This is a genomic window from Wolbachia endosymbiont (group A) of Lasioglossum morio (assembly GCF_947250585.1).
In the GTDB taxonomy this organism is placed as follows: Bacteria; Pseudomonadota; Alphaproteobacteria; order Rickettsiales; family Anaplasmataceae; genus Wolbachia; species Wolbachia pipientis.
On the sequence record NZ_OX366327.1, the window covers coordinates 305,015 to 328,122 of the forward strand.

The following is a 23,108-nucleotide window of genomic DNA, read 5'->3' on the forward strand; positions in this document are numbered from 1 at the left end:
GTTGAAGTTTAGCTCCTTGTGTATGGAATATGCAACTACTATCGGCTTGATGTGCATCCCCAAAGTGTAGTGGTATGGGCGGTATCTGACTCATAGACGTCGTTTCAATTATTAAATATGTTAAAGTACAAACATGAATGAGTTAGAAAAAGTTTGTTCAAGCTATATGAAAAAGTGAAAAATCTAGGGGTAGTGTGCTGCAAGACCTACCCATTCCAAAAAAAAATTGTTCTCACGCTGGCTGGTTTTGGTTGCTGGAAATGGTTGCATCGTTTAAATTTATTAATGTTATACACTACCAAATTAATAGTTGCTCATTTAAGAACCTCCTTCAACTTTACCCAACTCGACACATATACTTTTTGAAACATTGCTGCAAGTAGAAAAAAACAGGTTACCCACCTTAACTTCTTTAAATTTGCTCACAATCTTTACTTGATGCATAAGGTTTTTGTTACACTCCTTTCATCTACCGATTACCTCTACCTACCGCCTTTACCTTGGCTAAGGTCAGAAACACGACTAGCTTCAGGACTTTCTAAGCTTGACTGTGGCAGGTCACCAAAATTACTGGAATCACTAACACCAAGCGATATAGGTGCTTCTACTGGTCCACACCCTCCTCCCACTCTGTGATATCCTAATTCTAGATAAGTACGTAGTAATGGATCAATTTGTTCTCTATTTTGAATGTATGCTTGCAATTGCACATCTTGAAATCCCGGATTATTCCTGAATAATTGCGAAATGCCCACTCTTATGTTCTGAAAGTAATTTCTATCTCTGTTTGGGTGGCCTCTTCCAAGAAAATCGCGTATTATATTTATGATATTCTGCACTTGCCCAACAGGATTTTCGTTTAGAACTCGATTAATATCACTAGCATTTTCTAATGCCCATAAACCACAATTCCAACCATCTGTTTGCTGACTAACAGAAACATTATTAATCCTGATATTATTTCCTAAGTTATTTTGAATGATATCAGTAATACCACCTGGAACAGCAGTAGCAGTTGAATCAGCATAGTACCCAACATAGTTCCCATTTTGACGTTCAATCACTAGTGTAACCCAATGAGTATTATTTAAAGTAATGATTAAAGTTAAACGCTGTTGTTTTTCATTTTCCCTAAATTGATTTAATACTCTAACAATGTGCTCGTTACCGTCATTCCTTGCCAAATTAGCTACTTCAAAAGTGTGATTACCTTCAGTACGAAGCTGATATCGCAATCTTCCAGCGTGAGCTATATCAATTTGTTGAAGCCAGTAATCATAATGTCCATTTCTCGTCGCAAATTCTAGCGTAAGTAGATCATTTACTTCTATCCCTTGATTTCTAAGAATATCTCTTATTTGTCTTCTTATCTCTTGTGCTGTAGGAATGGAATTATCACCTCTCCTTATTCTTGACTTTAATGTTTCTATTACCTGTGCTCTAGTACCTTGCAAGTAACTAAATGGAACGTGCAGATTATCATCTATATCAAGCAAAAAAATCGAGTTCTGTCCTGGTTTTCTTTCCGTGTAAAAGCGCCTGAAATTTTCACGAGTCTGATCTGATAATAGACCCTCTGGTGGATTTTCATCAATAACACTTTCAGGTCCCACTAATACTCCTGGTCTTGAGTCACGACCACCACGATCAAGTCTATGTACATACTCTTCTCTTCCTATTCCTTCTGGAATAGATATAAGACCTTCTACTCTCTCTGCACCTGCATTAAATATAAGAGGAAGTAAAACCACCTCATTTCCAGAAGTAATAGGCACATATCCTCTCTGCTTGTTTATAAGTTCTTTTATTTGATCTTTTGCGTTATTCTCCTTTTGTATTATTTCTTCTGCATTACCAGCAAATCTTAATATATATCCAATTGGATGAGTATCTGCTGTAGGTTGCCTTAATAATAAAAGGTCTAATCTCTGTTCTGTAATTCTTGTGAGTATTGCCCTTTCTCCTTCTTCTTCCTGACCCCTTTTCAAACTATATGTTTGACCAACTTTATACATAGCAAGCACTTTATAAGGATTATCACTAGCATAAAATGTACCATGTAGTATAGAACGAAACTTATCCTCACTATTAACATTTATTGCGTCCCTAAGTGGCATCAATATTCCAGAGATCTCTTGAAACAGCTCTCCATGATGACCTACATCTTGCCAGCCATCATTCATAACCCTTTCTGAAATACCATGTACATTTTCAGCATTAGGTACTTGTGCAAGATCACCATCAAGAAAATTATTTGCATTATTATTTTGGTAATCGTGATATAAACCAAGGTCATTTGGTTGATCAATATCTAGCTCAAATTGGTCATTAAGTGTGCATGAAACTTCCCATACATGAACATTATTTCCATTAATATTAAGATTTTCTAAATTGATTGCTCCTTGTTGTTGTGCATCGTGAGCTCTAATATGAAGTATAACTATATCAGAACCTTCAGCATGAAAGACCATAGTTAAACATCTTAAACCCTCATCACCATGTCTAAATATGTATTTTGTTATAGGTGCTTCGTCTTCTTCTTCTAGTTCTAAAGGGTGCCTATCAAAAGCACTACTTCCAAAAGTAAAACCAGTTATACAATCAAATACTCTGTTATAATTATCTGCATTTCTTGGTATTTCACCAGGAAGATGTTGAAGCAAGAAATCTCTAATATTCTCTCCAACCTCTTCATCTTCTATATACTCAAACAATCTTTGTACTAAAGGAAATCTATCCTGTTGAAGCCCTACTGTATCAACACTAAAAGGATCTAGATTTAAATTAAAATTTAATCCAACACAGACAGTATTTCTTGATTCAGTATGGATAGGTATAAATGAAAAAACATGCAATCTTTCAGCGTGACTTCTGGCGCGGTTTAATGCGATATTGGACGGTGCCCTTGTAGCAAGATTAACAACAATAGGAATATTTTCTCTTTCTGCTTGGTGACGTACAAGAAATGCAACATGTGAGTTTCTAGGAGATAAGTCAAGATCGATGCCTATTGTGTAGCGATGACTAAAATTTGCTAAAAAACCTAATAAAAACCCGTGACTCTCAAATTTTTGATTGCGATTTTCAATATTATTTTCTAGCGCTTGTCTGCAATTATCATAGATGTCAGTTATGTATGGCAAAACTTCCCTGTGCATTCTACGTTCTACATTTTGTCTTTGGTTATTTGCTAGTATTTCCATAAAGTTGTCAATCCTTTGTTGACCTTGTGCTACCTGTGCAAAATTGACTGATCTATCAAGTTGTCTGAGCTGATTTTGATTGAGTTGTCTTCCTTTTATTTCCTGAATTGTCAATCTGTGATCTCCTAAGAGTTGTCTAAGAAGACTAATCTCAGATGCTGAATATTTGGCAAATTTATCTCTACCCCTAAAATCCTTTTCACGAATCACCTCGAATACTGTTGCAATTGCCTCTCCCTGACTCTTGCCCTTTCCATGCATGCATACTTTATATTGCTCAAAATTTAGGTCTTCTGCCCTTAAATTCGGATTTTGCCGTCTAATCTCTTGCACTAGAGCATTTCTCTCCCTTGTACTAAACCTTAACCCATCACTGTTAGGGCGATCAGAAATGCTGTAACACTTGACAACTCGCTGTCCGTCACGACTACGAGTTGAAACAGCAACCTTTAAGTTTCCTGTATTTCTATTCCTACCACCTGTATCAATACCATGATTATCAAAACGAAAATAGACTCTCTCATTTGCAGTTAAGATACCAGCATCATGTGCAGTAGCAAACATACTAAAAAAGAATACAGGAAGGAAACGACCTGCACTCACATGATACAAAAAAGATGGACATTGATCTAAAAAAGATTCAAATCCTTGTCTGAATCCTTCAAGATCTCCATCCACCAAACTCCTAATAAATCCATCACCATTACTCATACAAAATACCCCTTATTTACTACGACCAGAAACACCAAGAGTTCATAAGTGGATTACTTATTACCACTAAGCGTAAAGACGCTTTTTTTCTTATAAGAAGAAACACCACTTACACTAGGAGTTCCAAGCTCAGACTGTGGACCATCATCAACTGGCAAAGTTGTTTCCTTACTACCATGAGCTTTAGATCGTGACCGTAAATTATTCCAAGGACCATCACCTACAGGTGGTAAAATTGTTTTCTCTAACTCAGAGAATAATTCTTCCGCAAATAGACCGTAATCCACATTTACTTTTTTACCTGGTCTTCCAGCTAATCTAAGATTTTTTGTTATTAATTTTTTAAAGAACTCAAACTTTTCAGGAAAGCAATCTTTAGCAAATAATATTACATCTAATATTTCTTTTTTCTCTACTTCTTTTTCCTCATCAGACTTATAAATGTCTTCTCGTTTCCAGTTAATTATTAACCCTGCAAGCATGTCCTGTATAGGAACTATACAATTAGAAATATTAACAGAAATCTTTCTGTATTCAATAAAGCAGTCACATTTCCAAATCTTCATAATAAGAGATCTAGCTTGAACATTTGATTCAGGATTTTTCAACATTACATTTGAAAGTGAGTAAAGAAGGAGGTCATACTCATCCTGTGAGAGTATTTCCTTTGAATGATCACCTCGTGCTGAAGCTTCCTCATAACACCAGCACTGTACCAAATCATGAACCGTATCAAAAAAACATGACTCTATTAATTCAGCAAGAAGGGAATATACTCCCTTATCTTTCTGCAGCAATTTCTGTAAAAGAGTATCTTTATCACCTATATTCCTTACACAAAAATCTAAAATAGGAGCATCTTTCTCAACAGATTGAACGCGAGACAGAGCAATAATAGCTTCTGTAAGTTTCTTTTCCTTATCTTCTTCTTTTAAATGATTATAAAAATACTCTACTCCTTCACTCCACTTAAGTTTTACAGCACTGTCAAAACCTTCTGACGCGTTACTTGGTTGCTTTAATCCCCCAGATTCTCTATCGATCCAGAAATCAAACACAGGACCTTTCCTCTTTATGCTATCTAGTAACGATTTTCGTACGTATTTGCCAATTTCAGTTTCAGTTTTACCATCAAATGCACCAGGAGGAAAATTGTTCCTATAAGATTCAAATCTTTTTTGAAAGAGTGGATGAATTTTATCTACCACACAGTAACTACAAGCCATCTCATATTTGCGAAGTGGATTATCTATTCCACCTATTTTTTCTTCAGTAAACCTTTGACCTAAAGCAGCATTATCCAACCTTACACCTGACCAGCAACCTTCATCTTGGAATACATTGTGCAAAAACTTCAACTTATCACCCTTAAAGTATTTTATGTGCTCCATAAAGTTATCTTGAAGGACTCCCACCCATCTCTTGATAGCTGACTTCCTCCCGGCAGCAACTGCTGGATCTGGATGTTTAATAGCTTCCTGTAATTTTTTGGACATCGTAGCCCGAAGCTCTTTCTGTGTTGGCATTAACCCCTCCTATTAAGTATTTATATAAAAAAGGCATTGTACATACATTAGAATGGATTGCAACATAAAAATTACTAGAATAGAGGACTTAATAAAAAAAACGTTATGGCTAAAACTTTTCTTCTTGAATGTCCTTAATGTAATCAATAGAAAGGCCGATCATTTTAGCTATAACATCTATAGAGACACCGGCCTTAAGTGAATTCTTTGCAACTTCGATTTTCTCTGCTTTTCTGCCTTCGGCTCTGCCTTTTTCATGTCCGATTTGGATGGCTTCTCTATTTATGAGCTGTATTAGCTGTGGTGTTGTGTAGCAGATTATCCAATCTGGTGCTTCTCTGCCATTTTCCCACTTAGCAAATCTCATCTTTTCCTTGAGATAATATCTCCTATAAGCTTCCACAGCACTGCTGCATTTATACTGATCCGGCAGTGCTTGTATAAAAGCTTGCATATCAGTTGATCGAAAAATGAGTAAATCCTTATTACTATCACACCAATTTATTACTTCCTCTGATTTATGCTTCCTTTTGTATCGCTGTGTATACTCTTTACACAATTCTTTTCCATACTCTATCAACCAACAAAAGTTTCCTTTCGATTGCCTAGCCCACAAAGAACAAGGATGATTGCTGTGAGTGAGTTTATATGGAACTTCTATATCCTGATCTATGACACTAACAAAAGGATTTGGCGCTTTTAATGCTATTGAAAAAACATTACTTAATAACTGAGCAGTTTCTAATGGCATTTTTACTATATGCTTATCACATAACATTTTTGCCGCAATCTCTGGGTTTTCATCTAGTACAAAGATGTTCATCTAAACATCCAAAGATAGAATCAGCTTAAGTCTTTAATTTCATTAGCTGTAAGACCAGTAGTTTGAGCTATAATATCAATAGAAACACCTGCTTTTAGTAGATTCTTTGCGACCTCAATTTTCTCTGCTTTTCTGCCTTTTTCATGTCCGATAAGGATGCCTTCTTCTCTACCTTTTTCAGTAGCATCATCAAGTTTTTGAGCGAGGACAGCCTGTTCATCAAGAATACGTTTTATTTCCTGTTCATAGGCAATAAATTCTTTTTCTGACCAGTTAAATCTATTTAGTTCTTCATAGGCCTTTTTAATTATTACATCACTACCTATTATTTTTTCCAGCTCTTCTTCACTAGTCTCATCTGCATATTTAAAGAAGTAGATCCATTTTTCAACTATATTTGAAAGCTGATCCTCTTTGGTTTTTGGAAATTTTGGCAATTCAATAAATATGAAGTAAAAATCTTTTAGATCGTGTTCATTAGTATCTTCATCCCGAATAGTATGCTTTGATTTATACTCAGACTTGTCCGGAAACAGGATACAATCTGCTATAGCAATGAAGATAATTTCCTTAAGGTCTTGGTATTGATCACCTTTATCGGCTTGTCTTGAATACGCTTTAGCTGCATAGTATTGGGCACGTTTTTCAAAGCCTTTAGTTTTAGCGACCTGCATCTCGACGATCACTTGCACCCCATCTTCATCTCTACAGAGAACGTCAACAATACTTTGCTTTTTAGCAGCAATATCAGGGTCTTGAATAGTACTTAGAAACTCTATATCCTTTATTGCACTTTTGTCAGTGAAGCCAAGGATATCATTGAGGAAGTGAATAAGAATATCTTTATTTTTTTCAGTACCGAAGATACGGCGAAAAGATATATCATTTTTGGGGTCGAGAAACTTCGAAAGAGCCATGAGAAAAAAACCTAAAAAGCATTAATAATTATACACAATTCTGAAGAAATATTCAACGTTTTTATTTTTAGGTAAGATTCAAGAGTGTCGATGAAAAAACGACCTCCATAGATGACCTTAGAATGGGATTTTAGGTCTTGAACATCCTTTTATACATCTTTTTATAACCCCCTCATAAAGCGCCTAAAAACCACGGCAAATGAACTTATGAATTTAGTAGCTATAAAGAACTTTAAAAACACTTATTTTTGGTGTGAGAGCCTAATAAAAATACGAGCGTAAAAACTCAATTACCTAACACCGTGAGATTAACCTCCCACACCCTTATTATAAATAACTCAAAAATAGTATTCAATAATTTTTAGTGGAAAATTTTACAATTGAAGTTATATCTGAGTAAGTATGAATACAAAAAAAGTAGTAATGTACACTGGCAAACGAGGAAGCAGATTAGAAAAGAAACTAAAAAGCTGAAATACAAAAACTACCAAAAAAGAGACATAAATTGAAGACCATAGCAATATAAATTTTTGCATGATTTTCAATTAAAAATTCTATAATATAGCGTGAGCATTTTCAACAAAACGTATGTTAATACAACTTCTATCTAAAACTTCTGAACAACTGAAGGAGCATTGTGCATTATTAAGCAGTGAGGAAAAGCAAAGTCTTTATAGCAAGGTGCTAAATGAAGTTAAAAATACATCCAGAGATTCAAGAGACGGTATAGATCAGCTAAAGAAGTTGAGTAAAGTGGCTGTTGCGATAGAAGAAACTATTGATAGTAAGTTACTAGAAAAGTTTAATGATGGTCATCCATTAAGAGAAATTAATATTGCCTATGCTTCTGGAGAAGCTACAAACTATTTATTTAGCCTTAGTGATTCATCAGAACTTTATGATTTGAAAGAGAATAGAGAAAAAGCAATTTATCAGGCGATCAAATCAAACGATAGAGAGTTAGTAAAACATCTGCTAATGATTCTTGTGGCGGGTGATAGAGAGATTGAGTTTTTTAAGGAATTAGAGATGTTGCTGTCAGGAGCATATGAAGAATTAAAGGAAAAATTATCGCAGGATATGAAAAATTATCTAGAAAAAAATATAAGTTTAAAACGTTTTGTGTGTAATAATGTTGACGTATTAATAGCAAAGCCTGTTGATATAAGAGCAATGATCAACCTATTTATAGTTCAATCTGGAGTAAATTATAAAATAGATGAGTTATTGCTGATAAAAATAGCAGAAGGCTTAGAAGAAGGAGAATTACTATCACAAATAAATCAGATGATAGAGACGCTGAAAAAACATGAAAGGTTTATGGAATTGGAATATAAAGTAAGAAGGTTAAAATCAGAACTTGCAAGTGGAGAGAGCAAATATTCAGATGAGGTTATGAAGTTTATTATAGAAGAACGAGAAAGAGAGATGAGAGGGGTTGAGGACAAAAGCGACCAAATAATAAGCGAAAGGGAGAAATTATTTAAGCAACAATTCTAGTAGAAGACATTAGTGTGTGAATTGGCAGAAAGCCTAAGCTACAAAGTTAGACAAGAAGTAAGAAATCGTAGGCTAATGCTAGGGTATACTCAAAAGGATTTAGCAAGTAAAATCGGTACAAAATATCAGGTCATATTACAATATGAAAAAGGAACACGTAAAATTTCAATTAAAAAATTATATGCCATAGCAAAAGCATTATCAACGAGTGCTAGAGATCTAGCTTCCGGACAAGCAGTATCAAAAAGGTATTTTGAAAATGAGGGAGAAGAGATATTAAATCTAGTAAGAAGACATAAAGAAATTAAGGATCAAGAATTACGCGAGATATTTTATTTATTAACCAAATTCATCCGTATTAGTGAGGAAAGAAGCGGAAAAGCGGTGAAAATAGAAGTAGCAAGGGGTTTGGTTAAAGTAGGAGTTTCTGTTGATATTATCTCGCGAACAACTGACTTATCTATTGATGAATATAGTAATAAGGAGAAAAAGATTCGTATTCCGTACAAAGTAGGGCAAAGGATAAAAGAGTGGAGGTTGAAACGAGGATACACTCAGGAAGATTTAGCGAATAAAATCGGGGGGATAACAAATCAAGGAATATACGAATATGAACAAGGACGCGCTGCTGTTTCACTCGAAATGTTAGATGAAATAGCAAAGGTATTATCAATTAGTATCGTAGATTTACTTCCCGAATCGACAGAAGATGAGGAGCTATCAAATTTGATAGAAGAATACAAAAAGATTGAGAGCCAGGAGTTACGCGATGTGCTAATCAAATCTTTATTTGAAGGCATACGTGTTTGTAAGGAAAAGGTTAGAGAAGCAAAGAAGATCGAAGTTGCAAAGAGTCTAGTTAAAGAAGGAATTTCTGTTGATATTATCTTACAAACGACTGGCCATAAGTTTTAAACGAAATATTAATATCTTTTGCATTTCCATAAAAAAAATAAACAAAAAAAAATTTAAAAATTGACTTGACTTCCCGCGAAAGCCATGGCCTTATGCCAATACTGCTAAAAAAATAGCAGTAAACATTTAAAAATAATTTATTATTAGTGAAGGATATATTATATGAATAATAACAATAAAAGTAAAGATCGTAGAGAAGAAATAGAGTTCAGAGCATTGGTAAGCAAAGGACATGCTTTACTAGATCGTGAAATAATAGAAACGTTTCTGAGTGGAGCGCATGATGGGGTCGAAGCTAGCATTATTGCTGAAAGGCTAATGGATCGTTTTAAAGGAATAGGAAGGATTTCAAGTCTGGAAATAGATGACCTGAAAACTATAGAAGGGGTAACCAACTCTACAGTTACAGCAATTTTATGTCTTAAGGAAGCTTTAAAGAGGGTGCCGAGAGAAGAGTTAAAGAAAGGACCTGTAATAGGTGGTAACTTGGAAAAGCTCGTAGAATATTTAAAGGCATGTATAGGGCACTTAGAAAAGGAATGTACAATAATAATATATTTGGATCAAAAGTTCCATTTAATAGGGGAAACAGTGTATGTTGGTAAAAAGGATAGTGTACCTATTTGCATACATGAAGTGGCAAGAAAAGCAATAATAGAAAAAGCAAAGTTAATGATAATGTCGCACAACCACCCATGCGGAAGTTTAAAGCCATCAGATGAGGATCTAGCTGTAACTAAAAAATTGGCTGAAGCCTGTAAGACTATAGAGATTAGGTTATATGACCACATTATCATTACAAGTGCAAGTTATCTTAGTCTTAAGAAAGAAGGACTGTTATAGTCCGAAAAGAAGAGCTGCTCAAAGGTAATTTGAAGTAAAAATTCGTTATTAGGAAGTACTGAGCAGCTTTTTGATGTCCCAAAAGTTGTTCTTTTGAATGCAGGAAAATATTTGCAAACACATTAATTACCCTTATAATTAATGAGAAAGCATACATCTAGTTAACAATAAAGTAATAAAGCTCGGTGTAAACTTAGAAAGTATTTTAAATAGCGGAGGCTAATATGAGTAATAAAATAATTGTACCTTTTAATGATAAAGAGGGAAATACTTACGAATTAAACATTGATCTTGACGTATTGTCGAAGGATAATAGCATATCTAAAGCTATTGTAGGCATCTTTAAGAAAAACCAGCAGTCTATCCCTGCAGGCGATGATCTTAGCAAATTACCGGAGATATTAGATGCTATTGCTGGAAAGAAAAACCTGTTGTCCGCCTTTTCAAGTAAAACGACTAATAAGAAGGCTAAGAACCTTGAAAGTAAAAAGCCTTCTTCTCAAGATGGTCGTGACAAACCAAGCAACTCGGAAGAAGGACTTAATAATCATTATAGCAGACAAGGTCGTTCAAGGAAATCAAATCCATTTATCTCACCGCTGCAAAAGATAGAGCCAAGTTGGGATGAAAATGAGAAGTTGAACCAGTTTAAAGATGCAGTAATAAAAGCAGAGAACATAAATGAAGTGGTTGAAGCCTTAAAACAAGCAATAGGTAAAGGAGTAAGGATGAATGCATATTATGATGGACAGCGTAGTTTTGCTGATATCGTGATGTGTAAAATACTTTCGAACCAATTCACAAAAAATGAGCAGAAAAAGATTGTGGGTGCATTAATGTTGAGAGGCGCAACATTTGGTTACGATCTGTTAAATGATAAACTTGCAAGCGAAATTTACAGCAAACTGCAACCAAATATTCAACCGCAGATAAATGAGCGACTTCAAAAGCTGAAAGAAGCTGGTGAAAATGCTGTTCAAGGAGGAAGCGTAGAAGAGGTAGAAATAGACAACGATACATTTTATATGAAATTTTCTGGTGGTAGAGTAGAGCCTGCGAAAGTAATAGAAGGTACAAGCAATTTGGGTCTAAACAAAGGATGGATAGAATCAGGAAGTTACATAATAAAAATAGACAATGGTGAAATTGAAGTAAGAAGCGAAAAAGGAGGTACAAGAAATTATGTTGATCTATCAGATAACAGCGATTTTCAAATGACGCTTCATTCAAGCCTTGGTGAGCTAAAAATTAGATTGTGCCACGATGCAGAAAATTACGGTCAAGTACAAGTAATAGTAGAAGACAAAGAAACGTGGGAGAAATTACAAGAAGAAGGAGGAGAAATAATGGAAAATTGTCTGTTAGGAGGAAAGACGATCGAAAAGGCAATAAGAGAAGGAGGTTTCACACGGTGTGGCATATGGAGTGAAAAGAGGGCCACAGAAGAAATAAAGGCAGTTGGCAAGAATGAAACATTGTCGTGGGTGGATAGAGTACATGGGGGTAGTAAAGCAACCTCTGTGGAACGTTAAACAACCGAATTCCTTCTCCACTTACAACGATTACTTAAAAAGAGTGGAGAAGGAAGTTTTTAATTTTTATAAGATGTATAATGTGTCACATAGAAAAAAGTTTACAGTAGAATTTAAGGTGAGAGCTGTAGAACTAGCTAAAAAATCGGAGATGCCAATAGCAGGGACAGCAAGAAAGCTAGGTTAGTGGATTAGGGCGATGGATAAAAGAGTATAAAAAAAGCTCTAAGATTAGCTTCCGAGCGCTTACCTCTTTCTTGGCCGATTTGGATGTCTTAAGTTTTTGCAGTTAAAAGTTAAGGAAGAACTTTAATAAAATCTTAGAACAGGATATATATTTGTTTTAAAGTTCGTGTAAAAAAGAGTGGCTCCTGATTCTATAAACTACAGAGTAAGGCAAGAAGTAAGAAATTGTAGGTTAAAGCAAGGATATACTCAGAAGGATCTAGCGAATAAAATCGGTGTAAAGTACTGGCTAATATTGCAATACGAAAAAGGTGGACGTAGAATTCCAATTAAAAAATTATATGCCATAGCAGAAGCATTATCAGTTAGTGTTAAAGATCTAGTTTCCGGACAAGCAGTATCAAAAAGGTGTTTTGAAGGAGAAGAGATAGCAAGAAGATATAAAGAGATTAAGAGTCAAGAATTACGCAAAATATTTTACTTATTAACAAAATTCATCCGGGTTAATGAAGAAAGTAGTGGAAAAGCAGTGAAAGTGGCAAAGGGTTTAGTTAAAGAAGGAGTTTCTGTTTCGCGCTTATCTATTGGTGAATATGAGGAGAAAAAAATTCCATACAAGGTAGGACAAAGGATAAAAGAGTGGAGGTTGAGACGAGGATACACTCAGGAAGATTTAGCGAATAAAATCGGGGGGATAACAAATCAGGGAATATACGAATATGAACAAGGACGCGCTGCCGTTTCACTCGAAACGTTAGATGAAATAGCAAAGGTATTATCAATTAGTATCGTAGATTTACTTCCCGAATCGACAGAAGATGAGAGAGAAAATGAGCTATCAAGTTTAATAGAAGAATACAAAAAGATTGAGAGTCAAGAATTACGCCGCATACTAACAGAATCTTTATTTGAAGGCATACGGGTTTGCGAAGAAAAGGTTAGAGAAGCAAAAAATTGCAAAGAGTCTAGTTAAAGAAGGGGTTTCTGATCTCGCAAACGGCTGGTTTATCTGTTAAAATTTTTATAGTAAAATAGTCTAGCGTGCTGTATATATAGGTTTGTTTCTGTAGATGAGGATATATGTTTACTTCTGTAAGAAAAAGCGATTTTAACCCGGTTGGTTCTATAAACTACGAGATAGGACAAAAAGTAGAAAGTTGCAGGTTAATACAAGGGTACAATCAGAGAGAGTTAGCAAGTAAGATTGGGTCAACGTACCAAGAAATAAACAACTATGAGCTGGGGTATAGCCCTATTCCAATTGAAGAATTATATAGAATAGCAGGGGCACTATCAGTTAGTGTTATAGATCTACTTCCAGGACCAACAGAACTGAAGGAAAACAGTTGGTATGAAGATGAGGATGAAGAAATAGTCTATCTAACAAAAATACATATAGAAATTAAGGATCAGGAATTACGCAAGAAGCTTTATCCATTAGTAAGATTTGTATATGTTAGCGAAAAAATTAGTCAAGAAGAAGTTAGAATAGAAGTAGCAAAGAATCTAGTTAAAGAAGGAGTTTCAGTTGATATTATTTCCCAAGCGACTCGCTTGTCTAGTTACGAATATGATGATACAGAGAAAGAAATTTGTACTGATTCTATACTCTACAAAGTGGGAAAAAGGATAAAAGAGCAGAGATTAATACGGGGATACACTCAAGAGGAGTTAGCAAATAAAATCGGTTCAACACTTAAGGAAATACACGACTATGAACAAGGATACACAGACATTCCAATTGAAATATTAGATAAGATAGCAAAGGCATTATCAGTTAACATTAAAGCTCTATTTCTTGAACCAACAGAATATGAAAATGAGCTATTGAGGTTCATAGGTGGATACAAAGAAATTGAGGACCAAGGATCAAGGGATGTATTGGATGCGTTAGTCAAATCTCTATCTGAAGGAATGCAGACTGGCAAAGAAAAGGTTAAAAAAGCGGAGAAAATCAGGGTTGCAAAGGATCTAGTTAAGGCAGGTGTTGCTATTGATATTATCTTGCGAACAACTGGCTGAGCAACTTGAAACCCAAATAGGCATCCATAGCAAGAATTTCATATAGAGATTACCTCTTTTGGAGGAGGGCTACAAATTTCTCTTCAGTTAAAATTTTAACACCCAGCTTTTTAGCCTTTTCGAGCTTTGACCCAGGTTTTTCACCGACAACCACAAAGTTTGTTTTATTTGACACACTTGAACTCACAATTCCGCCTAAGGATTCCATTAGTGCTTGCGCTTCATTTCTTTCCATTTTTGAAAGTTTTCCAGTAAAAACCACTATTTTACCGCTAAAAGGGGAATTACTAACATTAGCACTTACAGGCTCAATCTTTAGTTGAGAAGCAAGATTCTTTACCATTTCAGCATTGTCCTCATCAGAGAAAAATTCCTCCAAGGAAGTTATGGTCTCTTCGCCTACGCCTATTATCATTAATTTATCAGGAGCTTCTCTATCATAAGGTAATTGAGCCATAACTTCATACCAACCATCATAAGATTTGTAATGATTAGCTTGTATTTTTGCTGCACGCGGTCCTACAAGTCTAATTCCCAAAGAAGTTATAAACTTTTCAAGCGTTACAGTTCTTTTGCTGTTGATAGAGTGCAATAAATTAAATATGATCCCACCCCTTTGTTCACTTAAGTTGAAATTTTTTAGTTTTTCTTCGAGAGCAAAAATATCAGATATTTTCCTTATCAAACCAAGGTCATAAAGGAACTCCACTTGGTTACTGCCAAAACCTTTAATGTCAAGAACTTCCACAAAATATTTTAACTTTCCTATTCGCTGTGCTTGGCAACCGTTTTCTTCGGAACATCTAGCTGTAGCTTCATCTTCAAATATATCTACTGCACTGTTATCTAAGCGAGGAAAGTCACCTCTCCCCGCTCGACTTCAAAACCGGACTTGATAGTTTCCCATCATCCGGCTTCCCTGTAATTCGGTGCTTGTCACGCAAACTTCTATGTAACTGGTCATGGCAATGCTTGTGCAGCAAGGACAAATTCTTAATGTTATTATTGAATCTATTGTGGTCCTGATGATGCACATGTGCTAGGTCATCAAATTTAAACCATAGGTGACAATAATTACATTTGCCTTGCTGTATCTTCAGTAATCTTATTACTTGTGGCGATTTTCCTGGAATTGTACTTAAACGACTTCCCCAGTATGGCCAGTCCCCATCATAAGGAGATCTGGTTCCTTTCACTTTGATATGCCGTCTAATGACATGATCTCCGTGTTTTCTAATATGTATTTCGTTACTCGTCATGAATCTCCAATTGTCATTACCATACTTTTTAAAGTATTTCCTCTTAATCCAGTGTCCTCCTTTGTTTGGGTGTTTAAATTTTGCCCATCTCCAAAGTTGGGTGTACATGATCATATCCATTAAGTGAAAGGTTTTATTTGAGACTACCGAAGTGTAATACTGACACCATCCTCTAACAATTGGATTAATGTTGCTTATTACAGCTTCTTGCGATTCGCCTCGCATTTTCCTTAACTTATGTTTAATAACCAGTGTGTGCTGTTTAACAGAATTGCGACTTGGTTTGATTAACAACTTGTAACCTTTCTTATTTTTTACTGGATATTGTCGTATTGTAAATCCAAGAAAATCGAAACCTGGTTTCTGTCCATTAGAAAACTTGAGAGTGTGTGAAATTCTTGTTTTTGAAGGCTTTAACTCTAGTCCAACAGTTTTTAACCAACTTTCGATTAGCTCTTTAGCCTTAAGTATAATCTCTTCACTCTCGTGTATGACAACAAAATCATCAGCGTAAACAATTACACTTATTGATTGTTGTGCTACTGTATGTGATGCCTTGCTGCCGTATTTCCTTTTTACGTATTGAAAAAGTTCACATGCTAATGCTTTTTTAATATGACTTTCTAACCCATTTAATGCTATACAAGCCAATATAGGAGAAATAGTCCCTCCTTGAATTGTACCGCTTTTGGTTGGTTGGAAAGTTCCATTTTCCATCACACCTGCTCTTAACCACTTTTTTATAGTTCTCTTAAGGGTTGGAGTGGTATTAAGTTTGTCCAACAGAGCGCGATGATTTATATTATCAAAACATCCAGAAATATCTGCATCTAAAATAAATGCGGATTTCTTACAAAGCGCATAAAATATGGCCTTTATAGCATCATGACAGGATCTACCACACCTAAAACCATAAGTGTTCGGCTCAAATTTTGCCTCCCATTCAGGTTCTAGCGCCATTTTTACAAGTGTTTGTTTTGCTCGACACGATATAGTGGGAATACCAAGGGGACGACATTCCGATGGCTTACCAGGTTTTGGGATCCAGACCCGTCTTGATGGTTTTGCTTTTCTTTTATATCTAAAGAACATGCTAATTGCAACCTTTCTTTCTGATTAAGATTCGCTTTTCCATCAATACCTGCAGTCTTTTTCCCTCTGTTGTCCTGAGTTACCCTTCTCACAGCGAGCATTCTTGCACTTGTTGATTTTAGTAATAATCTCTGAAGTTTATGCATCTTCTTGATATCATTACATTTAGAAGCTCGGTAAATTCGTTTTTGTAGCTTAAATGAAGATTTTTCCAGCTTACGCCAGGGTGTTTCATTCCATTCATACCTAACATTTTGTTGGCTCATAACATATTCACTACTATTCACAACTTTACCTTCCAAACTACAGTGTCCACGTCTGCATATCCTAGACATTACTCTAGGCGTTTGCTTCTTGGACAATCCCTCCAACATGAGTGCTTATGGCTGGCTACCTACTTATATTCAATTGAATATAAGAACATTCATGTGGTTACTCCGTTCCACGGTTTTTGTTTCACGTTAGACTTAGATTCCTACTATTTGCCGGAAGCTGAGAACATCTATAATTAAGCTGCGGAAATCTTAATTCCTCATTTGCTTCATACCTTTTGGTTTATGCGTATTCAACCTCTTTTCGCATATTCCCAGTGACGACAATTCTGACATAGGTTTCTCTCGTAATCATATCTAACTCTGTTTGCGGGGATTTGCCATAAGGTTTAACATTACCCGCTTTTGCCTCATGCTTGCATCTCAAAGGTTGCCACTCTCTGAAATGTGAGACATACATTATCCCTGATGTCTGGGGAAGATGGAATTTAACCATCACAAAAACCGCAACATCGGATCGCACTCCGCATTCCGGGCAAGTATCAGGAAATATAAACTTTGGTGTATTCCGAGAACGAGACTTTTTATCCACTTCTACAATGCGGGAAATAACATCTCCAGCTCGTTCTACTACTACGATATCACCTTCCCTTATGTCTTTGCGCTTAATTTCATCTTTATTATACAGATTTGCCCTAGTAATGAGAACCCCTCCTATATTTATCGGAACTAATTCTGCAATTGGTGTCAGCACACCGGTTCTGCCTACTTGTACTGATATCTTCTTTATCTTGGTTTTTCCTTGAGCTGCAGGAAGTTTGTGTGCTGTAGATCCACGTGGTGCCTTGTTAGTATTTCCTAATCTATCATGTAATTTCAAATCATTAACCTTGTAGACTACGCCATCGATATCATAGCCTAAATTATGACGATTACTATAGATTCGATCATAGAACTCCAACATTTCGCCTACATTGTTTGCTAAAAATTTATATTCATTAACACAAAAGCCAAGTTCTTTCAGTCTATTTAATACTTCAAATTGAGTCTTTTCTGTACCGCCAATCAAAGAATAAGCAAAATATTTCAGCGGTCTCCTAGCGGTAACTTCTGGGTCCAATTGCCTTAATGAACCTGACGCTGTGTTGCGTGGATTTGAAAATTGATTATCCTTATTTAATTTAAAAAAATCATCATTTCTTATATATAGGAGAGTAGACCAGCGGACCTTCCCCGCCAGTCCCTCGCAGAACTGTGCATGAGCCTCTCAACTCACACAGCTCCCATTATTCAGTCTTTTGACCCACACCTAATGTCCAGTGATAAAAAGTATTTGGCCCTTCTTTCCTCATTTTTCCTAGAAGTTGCCTTGCTAGTCTTCCATGATTTCGAAGCTTCTTATACTTTGCTCTGATCCACTTTTCTAGATGCCGCTCTATGTTCCTCAGAGGTTTGCATATCTCTTTCTTGTAAAACCTACCGTAGTACTGATACCAGCCTCTGACTATAGGGTTCACTTTCTTTGATATCTCCTCCAAAGTTGTAGATGTTTGTCTGTGTATTTTCCATGACCTTATGGTTTGACTAATCTTCTTCTTGGCCTTATTACTAACTGCAGGTATGAACGAGAGGAAATAATCCCCTACTTTACTGTTCTTTGCCATCCTAGGCCTGAATGTATAACCTAGCAAGTCAAAACTTTGTAAAGCATATTCACCTTTCCTTCTATTATCCTTACAATACACTATTCGTGTCTTTTCTGGATGTAGCTTTAGCTTATACTTGGCCAGTCTTTTTCCAATTATGTCTCGCATAAATTCTGCTTGCTTCTTAGTTTTGCAATGCACTATCGCATCATCTACATATCTCTCAAATGGTTTTGTTGGGTGATTTTGTCTCATCCACTCATCAAATACATGATGCATGACTATATTAGAGATGATTGGACTAACTGAACCTCCTTGCGGAACTCCTTTTTCCCTAACTACCTTACTGCCATCTGCTTGCTGAATTGGAGCTTTCATCCATCTTTCAACATACAGTATGACCCATTTGCAGTCTGTGTGCTTTTTGATAGCTTGCAATGCCAGATCGTGGTCCAAATTGTCGAAAAATCCAGATATATCTAGATCTACCACCCAATCGTACCTCCAGCATCTTTCACGCGCCGTACCTACCGCATCCAGTGCAGATTTATTTGGTCTATAACCATATGAATCCTCATGGAATTTTGGTTCTACTAGCGGTTCCAGATACATAGCAGCAGCCGTTTGCCCTATCCTGTCGAATACTGAAGGAACACATAAAATTCTTTGCCCTCCTGTATCTTTTGGTATCGCAACAGCTTTTACCGGCTCTGGAAAATAACTTCCAGATGACATCCGATTCCATAGTTTGTATAGATTATCTTTTAGATTTTCCTCAAACTTTATTATCGAAACCTCATCCACACCAGCAGCACCCTTATTTTTCGATACTTGTTTATAAGCTCTCCAAATAAGTTGCTTCGGTATATCAAAAGACTTTGTTTTATTCATTAACTCCTCCCTTTCGGTTGATAAACAATTAAAACTAAATAACCCAGCCCCTTCGCTTCATTTCCGTTACAGAAACTTCTTCACTACTACGAACTGATCCGCCCCTGTTTTTCGTATCGGTACTCTCACCCTTGGAGTTTAGCTCCTTGGATTTCTCCCTTTTCATCGAAACGACAGGTTCCCGTAGTTCCACACAATAGCCCAAAATAGATTCGTGCCACCTTTATGCCGGACGCCATCTACCCAGTAAACAAGCTCCCGATAGACTTATCCCAGGTTAGAGAAGACCCCTGGTTTTGACGTCATTTAAATCAGTTTCGACACTTCATCAGTGGTTCACTTTCGTTCACCTCTCTATTTCATACATGACACATAACTGTGCCTTTTCCATAACGCTCACCACCTTGGCTCTTTACCAAAGCAGCTTATGGTTGTTTGAAGCCTGCTCTTGTAAACCGGCTCCGAGGGGCCCACCCTCATCTATTGCGTAGCTTAAGCACTCAGTTTGCTCATTTCTGAACATCCCTTGCGTCTCTACGGCACACCCTCGCCCCTAACTTCCAATCTGCCCTTTACATCAGGTAAAACTTTAGGAAAATCTTTTATTGTTGCAGCATTGTGAGTAACATCCTCTCCTACAAAACCGTCACCTCGTGTTGCAGCTTTAACAAGTCTTCCATCCTCATAAATCGCAGAAAACGACACCCCATCAATTTTTGGCTCACATACTATCTCCAACTCATGCACATTCAGAAGTTTTTTAACCCTAGCAAGAAACTCTTCAACTTCATCTCGTCCATGAGCCTTGTCCAACGAGAGCATTGGTACAATATGTTCCACCTCTAAAAATCTTCTATCAGGCGCAGTACCAACGGTTTGAATATCTACTTTTTTTACCAGTTCATCGTACTCTGCATCGGTTATTTCTGATATATTTTCCCGATAGTACAACTCATTGTAGCGTTTTATTTCTTCTTGTAATGCATTTTCACTCATAATAATTTACCTCAACCACTGTTTCAGTATATAGCGACAATTGTAAATAAATTATTGACCGTTGTATTCGTTTAGCTGGTACTTTACAAAGAAGCCACTAGCTTTGCTACTGCTTTTATATTTAATATATAATATTTAAATAGAAATAGAAAAATATTTAATTAGTAGAGATTTCTGCTCGCTTCTAGCCTTAGCTACATTGTGAGATATCAATTTCCTGAAGTTTATGCCTATTGTTTTGGCAGAAGTAGTAAAACTTTAATCAAACTCAATAATACTGTATTATATGTTTGTTCTGCAATTGTGCAAAAAATGACCACTACCAGAGAGAAAATTGCTATCGACTCTTTAAGCTACCAAGTAGTTCAAAAGATAAAAGAGTTGAGGTTATTAAGGGGATATTCTCAAGCGAAGTTAGCAAAGGAAACTGGTATATCAACGTCACAAATACGAAGATATGAACAAAGGATAGATGCTGTTTCACCTGAAAATGCAGAAAAGATGCTAAAAGTATTATCGGCTAGTTTTAAAGATATATTTCCTACAACAGGTTATGTTAATTACAAGGAAGAAAAGATGCTGAGTATACTGCAAAATTTAAAAAAAATTAAGGACCAAGAATTTCGCAGTGCATTTTGTGTATTAGTAAAACTTTTGTCAGGGGAAATTCAAATTGGCAAGAGTATAATAGGTACAAAGTCTATAAAGCACAAAATTGGACAAATGGCAAAAGATTGGAGGTTCGTAAGAGGATGTACTCAGTTGGAGTTAGCGAATAAAATCGGATTATCACAACAGCAAATACACAGATATGAACAAGGTGTAGATTGCATGTCATTTAAAAAGCTATCTGAAGCAGAAAAAGCATTAGTGAATGCTAGAGTTTTATTCTGTGGACCAACAGAAGAAAATTATTACGAAGATGAAGATAGTGAAGGAGAAATGAAAATATTAAATATAATGAAAGAATGTCAAAAAATTGAAGATCAAAGATTACAGGATTTATTGAGTTCATTTTTATCAGAGGTAGTAAAAATTAGCGAAGAGAAGCAGAATCAATAAAACTTATTTTTATAGAAAAGGTATATCTTTATGGACATTTGTATATTTAACAAAAATTTTACATGTTTTAAATTTAAAGGAGGGTGAAGGTGAGAAAACTACAGAAAATAATAAGAGTTATAAAAGGTATCTCTATAGAGCGATACGTTATTTTGTGAACCCGAATTATACAAGGCTGTTTCAAGCAAAGATTTAGGTAAAATAAAGTCGTTACTAAAAAAAAGGTGCTGATTCTAATGAATGCAGTAGCAATGGCTCTGCACAAATGTTGGCTGTTGTAAAACTGTTCATAAAGAATAAAAAGGGTTCAGCAGCGAAAGAGAAACAAGTTGTATGACATGGATGTAATTCAGGAAGCCAACAACAATGGGAAACTTTCGGAGCTACCGCCCTCTTCCCTTATATTTGCCTTGAGTTGAAGCCTGAGCTTTTACAAATAGCTCCCAATATCCCTTCTCATCGCCTTCTTCCTGTATCAATCGTGCTAACCGCTGCATCAATTCATTATTGAGGATAGCCATCTTTGTCCATTTACCTATCGGTTTTGCAACACCAATTATTTTTAGATTTTCTTTATAAACTTGAAGGTTATGTTCAATTTTCTCTTCACGCTCTTTTAGTGACATCTTTCTGATAAGACTTTTATACGCTCGTTTCCTAAAAAAGGAAAATATTTTAATAGCAATGATTAGTATTATGCCACATATAGAAATCTGCTCGTAGGACATTGTTGCACTCCGCTATTTTAAGGTTATTCCGTAAAGCAGAAATAATTCTGTAATTTCTTCGTTTTCATCCGCTACAGCGTTCTCTAGTGCTGTGTAACCTTCTTTAGAGTTATAAAAACATTTCAGATGAACATTTGCTTTTTTACTCAGCAATAATTCCACAATTTCTTTATTGCCATTCATAACAGCCAGATGCAGCGGTGTACAACCACTTTTCCCAATTGCGTTAACATCTGCCCAGCTTCGCAATAAAAGCTCTACATACTCTTTCTTATTTAATGAAACTGCAAGGTGCAAAGGAGTACTTTCTTCTGCATTTTTAGTTTCGAGAAAGGCGCCTCCCTTTATCAGTAACCCCAACATTACCCCATCAGCACATTTTACAGCTATATGAAGAGGTGACTCACCTAGACCATTTAGGCGATTAATGTCTGCACCATATCGTAATAGCCTTTGCATAGCATACAATTGCTTATACTTTATTGAAAAATGTAAAGGAGTATTACCGTAAATATTATAGGCGTTAATATTTTCAGTCCTTGCTGCAACAGTTTGTACTATTTCGATAAAGCCAAATATGGAAGCAACGTGTAGTACTGTATTGCCTTCTCTATCTGCAGCATCAACGTTAGCACCATGTTTGACAAGGAATCGAATGATATTATAAAAGTTCTTTTCTGCAGCAAAATGTAAAAAACTAACACCCAATCTACTATTTATGATCCATTTGAAAACTGCACTAACTAATAAAGAAAAAATACTAGGATGTCTGAAGTGATAAATTTCCTTTGCAGCCTTTTGTAAAATCTTTTCTACTGTCATAGCAACCCCACAAAAAGTGTGTTTGTATTAGAGTATGCAGCGAGAAACGTTTTTAAATTATTAACTCGCATACCCGTTTAGTTAGTATTTTACAAAGAAGCCACTAGCTTTACTACTACTTTTATATTGAATAAATAATATTTAAATAGAAATAGAAAAGTA

17 protein-coding genes and 3 pseudogenes are annotated in these 23,108 nt (G+C 35.8%); 7 read left to right on the forward strand and 13 right to left on the reverse strand.

Features of this window, described 5'->3' with window-relative positions; translation table 11 throughout:
- Positions 1 to 482: 482 nt before the first annotated feature.
- The 4 genes from OOK89_RS01510 to OOK89_RS01525 all read right to left on the reverse strand — a co-directional run bounded on the left by OOK89_RS01510 (position 483) and on the right by OOK89_RS01525 (position 7,180).
- Positions 483 to 3,914 carry a cytoplasmic incompatibility factor CifB gene (locus OOK89_RS01510; protein WP_319803646.1) on the reverse strand — a complete coding sequence of 1,144 codons (3,432 nt, stop codon included), beginning with the start codon at positions 3,912 to 3,914 and terminating at the stop codon, positions 483 to 485.
- A gap of 53 nt (positions 3,915 to 3,967) precedes the next feature.
- Positions 3,968 to 5,440: a cytoplasmic incompatibility factor CifA gene (locus tag OOK89_RS01515; protein ID WP_264719135.1), complete on the reverse strand. Its 1,473-nt coding sequence runs from the start codon at positions 5,438 to 5,440 to the stop codon at positions 3,968 to 3,970.
- A 109-nt stretch (positions 5,441 to 5,549) separates the two neighbouring features.
- Positions 5,550 to 6,263 (reverse strand): pyrimidine dimer DNA glycosylase/endonuclease V, encoded by a 714-nt coding sequence (locus OOK89_RS01520; RefSeq protein WP_015588934.1) that lies wholly within the window; start codon positions 6,261 to 6,263, stop codon positions 5,550 to 5,552.
- Between the two features lie 20 nt (positions 6,264 to 6,283).
- Positions 6,284 to 7,180 carry an Rpn family recombination-promoting nuclease/putative transposase gene (locus tag OOK89_RS01525; protein ID WP_213863264.1) on the reverse strand — a complete coding sequence of 299 codons (897 nt, stop codon included), beginning with the start codon at positions 7,178 to 7,180 and terminating at the stop codon, positions 6,284 to 6,286.
- A 588-nt stretch (positions 7,181 to 7,768) separates the two neighbouring features.
- Here OOK89_RS01525 and OOK89_RS01530 point away from each other — a divergent pair.
- From OOK89_RS01530 to wmk (OOK89_RS01555), 6 genes and pseudogenes are all read left to right on the forward strand, one after another.
- Positions 7,769 to 8,680, forward strand: a complete 912-nt coding sequence (locus OOK89_RS01530; protein WP_264719137.1) for a hypothetical protein — start codon at positions 7,769 to 7,771, stop codon at positions 8,678 to 8,680.
- 75 nt (positions 8,681 to 8,755) lie between these two features.
- Positions 8,756 to 9,595, forward strand: coding sequence for a WO male-killing family protein Wmk (wmk, locus tag OOK89_RS01535; protein ID WP_264719299.1), 840 nt, complete (start codon positions 8,756 to 8,758; stop codon positions 9,593 to 9,595).
- Positions 9,596 to 9,757: 162 nt separating this feature from the next.
- Positions 9,758 to 10,438, forward strand: coding sequence for a JAB domain-containing protein (locus tag OOK89_RS01540; RefSeq protein WP_264719138.1), 681 nt, complete (start codon positions 9,758 to 9,760; stop codon positions 10,436 to 10,438).
- 224 nt (positions 10,439 to 10,662) lie between these two features.
- The gene (locus OOK89_RS01545; RefSeq protein WP_264719140.1) at positions 10,663 to 11,970 is read left to right on the forward strand and encodes a hypothetical protein; all 1,308 of its coding nucleotides are present in this window, start codon (positions 10,663 to 10,665) and stop codon (positions 11,968 to 11,970) included.
- 364 nt (positions 11,971 to 12,334) lie between these two features.
- Positions 12,335 to 13,172 (forward strand): annotated as a pseudogene (gene wmk / locus OOK89_RS01550) (WO male-killing family protein Wmk).
- Positions 13,173 to 13,236: 64 nt separating this feature from the next.
- A complete protein-coding gene (wmk, locus tag OOK89_RS01555) occupies positions 13,237 to 14,178 on the forward strand; it encodes a WO male-killing family protein Wmk (RefSeq protein ID WP_264719141.1) in 942 nt (313 codons plus the stop codon).
- A 49-nt stretch (positions 14,179 to 14,227) separates the two neighbouring features.
- On the opposite strand, the gene OOK89_RS01560 is transcribed toward wmk (OOK89_RS01555), so the two are convergent.
- The 7 genes and pseudogenes from OOK89_RS01560 to OOK89_RS01590 form a co-directional block, all read right to left on the reverse strand.
- The gene (locus OOK89_RS01560; RefSeq protein ID WP_264719142.1) at positions 14,228 to 14,926 is read right to left on the reverse strand and encodes a BRCT domain-containing protein; all 699 of its coding nucleotides are present in this window, start codon (positions 14,924 to 14,926) and stop codon (positions 14,228 to 14,230) included.
- Positions 14,927 to 15,038: 112 nt separating this feature from the next.
- Entirely contained in the window at positions 15,039 to 16,481 is a 1,443-nt protein-coding gene (locus OOK89_RS01565) for a group II intron reverse transcriptase (RefSeq protein ID WP_264719301.1), read from the reverse strand.
- Positions 16,400 to 16,816, reverse strand: coding sequence for a reverse transcriptase N-terminal domain-containing protein (locus OOK89_RS01570; RefSeq protein ID WP_264719143.1), 417 nt, complete (start codon positions 16,814 to 16,816; stop codon positions 16,400 to 16,402). Before OOK89_RS01570 ends, OOK89_RS01565 begins: the two co-directional genes overlap by 82 nt.
- Positions 16,817 to 17,324: 508 nt before the next feature.
- A pseudogene (locus OOK89_RS01575) lies at positions 17,325 to 18,056 on the reverse strand (NAD-dependent DNA ligase LigA); the annotation flags it as partial.
- Between the two features lie 31 nt (positions 18,057 to 18,087).
- On the reverse strand, positions 18,088 to 19,338 hold the full coding sequence (ltrA, locus tag OOK89_RS01580; protein ID WP_264719144.1) for a group II intron reverse transcriptase/maturase: 1,251 nt from the start codon (positions 19,336 to 19,338) through the stop codon (positions 18,088 to 18,090).
- A gap of 34 nt (positions 19,339 to 19,372) precedes the next feature.
- Positions 19,373 to 19,531 (reverse strand): hypothetical protein, encoded by a 159-nt coding sequence (locus tag OOK89_RS01585; protein WP_264719146.1) that lies wholly within the window; start codon positions 19,529 to 19,531, stop codon positions 19,373 to 19,375.
- A 353-nt stretch (positions 19,532 to 19,884) separates the two neighbouring features.
- Positions 19,885 to 20,334: pseudogene (locus tag OOK89_RS01590) on the reverse strand (NAD-dependent DNA ligase LigA); the annotation flags it as partial.
- A 201-nt stretch (positions 20,335 to 20,535) separates the two neighbouring features.
- Here OOK89_RS01590 and OOK89_RS01595 point away from each other — a divergent pair.
- Positions 20,536 to 21,396, forward strand: coding sequence for a helix-turn-helix domain-containing protein (locus tag OOK89_RS01595; protein WP_264719148.1), 861 nt, complete (start codon positions 20,536 to 20,538; stop codon positions 21,394 to 21,396).
- 383 nt (positions 21,397 to 21,779) lie between these two features.
- Here the strand turns inward: OOK89_RS01595 and OOK89_RS01600 are convergent, their stop codons facing one another.
- Entirely contained in the window at positions 21,780 to 22,124 is a 345-nt protein-coding gene (locus OOK89_RS01600) for a hypothetical protein (RefSeq protein WP_015588894.1), read from the reverse strand.
- A 12-nt stretch (positions 22,125 to 22,136) separates the two neighbouring features.
- Positions 22,137 to 22,946, reverse strand: a complete 810-nt coding sequence (locus OOK89_RS01605) for an ankyrin repeat domain-containing protein (protein WP_015588895.1) — start codon at positions 22,944 to 22,946, stop codon at positions 22,137 to 22,139.
- Positions 22,947 to 23,108 lie beyond the last annotated feature (162 nt).

What these genes read in the sequence shown, in the direction of transcription:
- OOK89_RS01605 (WP_015588895.1), bottom strand. Translation starts at nt 22,946, where the DNA reads ATGACAGTAGAAAAGATTTTACAAAAGGCTGCAAAGGAAATTTATCAC.
- OOK89_RS01545 (WP_264719140.1), top strand. Translation starts at nt 10,663, where the DNA reads ATGAGTAATAAAATAATTGTACCTTTTAATGATAAAGAGGGAAATACT.
- OOK89_RS01540 (WP_264719138.1), top strand. Translation starts at nt 9,758, where the DNA reads ATGAATAATAACAATAAAAGTAAAGATCGTAGAGAAGAAATAGAGTTC.
- wmk (WP_264719299.1), top strand. Translation starts at nt 8,756, where the DNA reads ATGCTAGGGTATACTCAAAAGGATTTAGCAAGTAAAATCGGTACAAAA.
- OOK89_RS01515 (WP_264719135.1), bottom strand. Translation starts at nt 5,440, where the DNA reads ATGCCAACACAGAAAGAGCTTCGGGCTACGATGTCCAAAAAATTACAG.
- OOK89_RS01600 (WP_015588894.1), bottom strand. Translation starts at nt 22,124, where the DNA reads ATGTCCTACGAGCAGATTTCTATATGTGGCATAATACTAATCATTGCT.
- OOK89_RS01510 (WP_319803646.1), bottom strand. Translation starts at nt 3,914, where the DNA reads ATGAGTAATGGTGATGGATTTATTAGGAGTTTGGTGGATGGAGATCTT.
- ltrA (WP_264719144.1), bottom strand. Translation starts at nt 19,338, where the DNA reads ATGAATAAAACAAAGTCTTTTGATATACCGAAGCAACTTATTTGGAGA.
- OOK89_RS01520 (WP_015588934.1), bottom strand. Translation starts at nt 6,263, where the DNA reads ATGAACATCTTTGTACTAGATGAAAACCCAGAGATTGCGGCAAAAATG.
- OOK89_RS01530 (WP_264719137.1), top strand. Translation starts at nt 7,769, where the DNA reads ATGTTAATACAACTTCTATCTAAAACTTCTGAACAACTGAAGGAGCAT.
- wmk (WP_264719141.1), top strand. Translation starts at nt 13,237, where the DNA reads ATGTTTACTTCTGTAAGAAAAAGCGATTTTAACCCGGTTGGTTCTATA.
- OOK89_RS01525 (WP_213863264.1), bottom strand. Translation starts at nt 7,180, where the DNA reads ATGGCTCTTTCGAAGTTTCTCGACCCCAAAAATGATATATCTTTTCGC.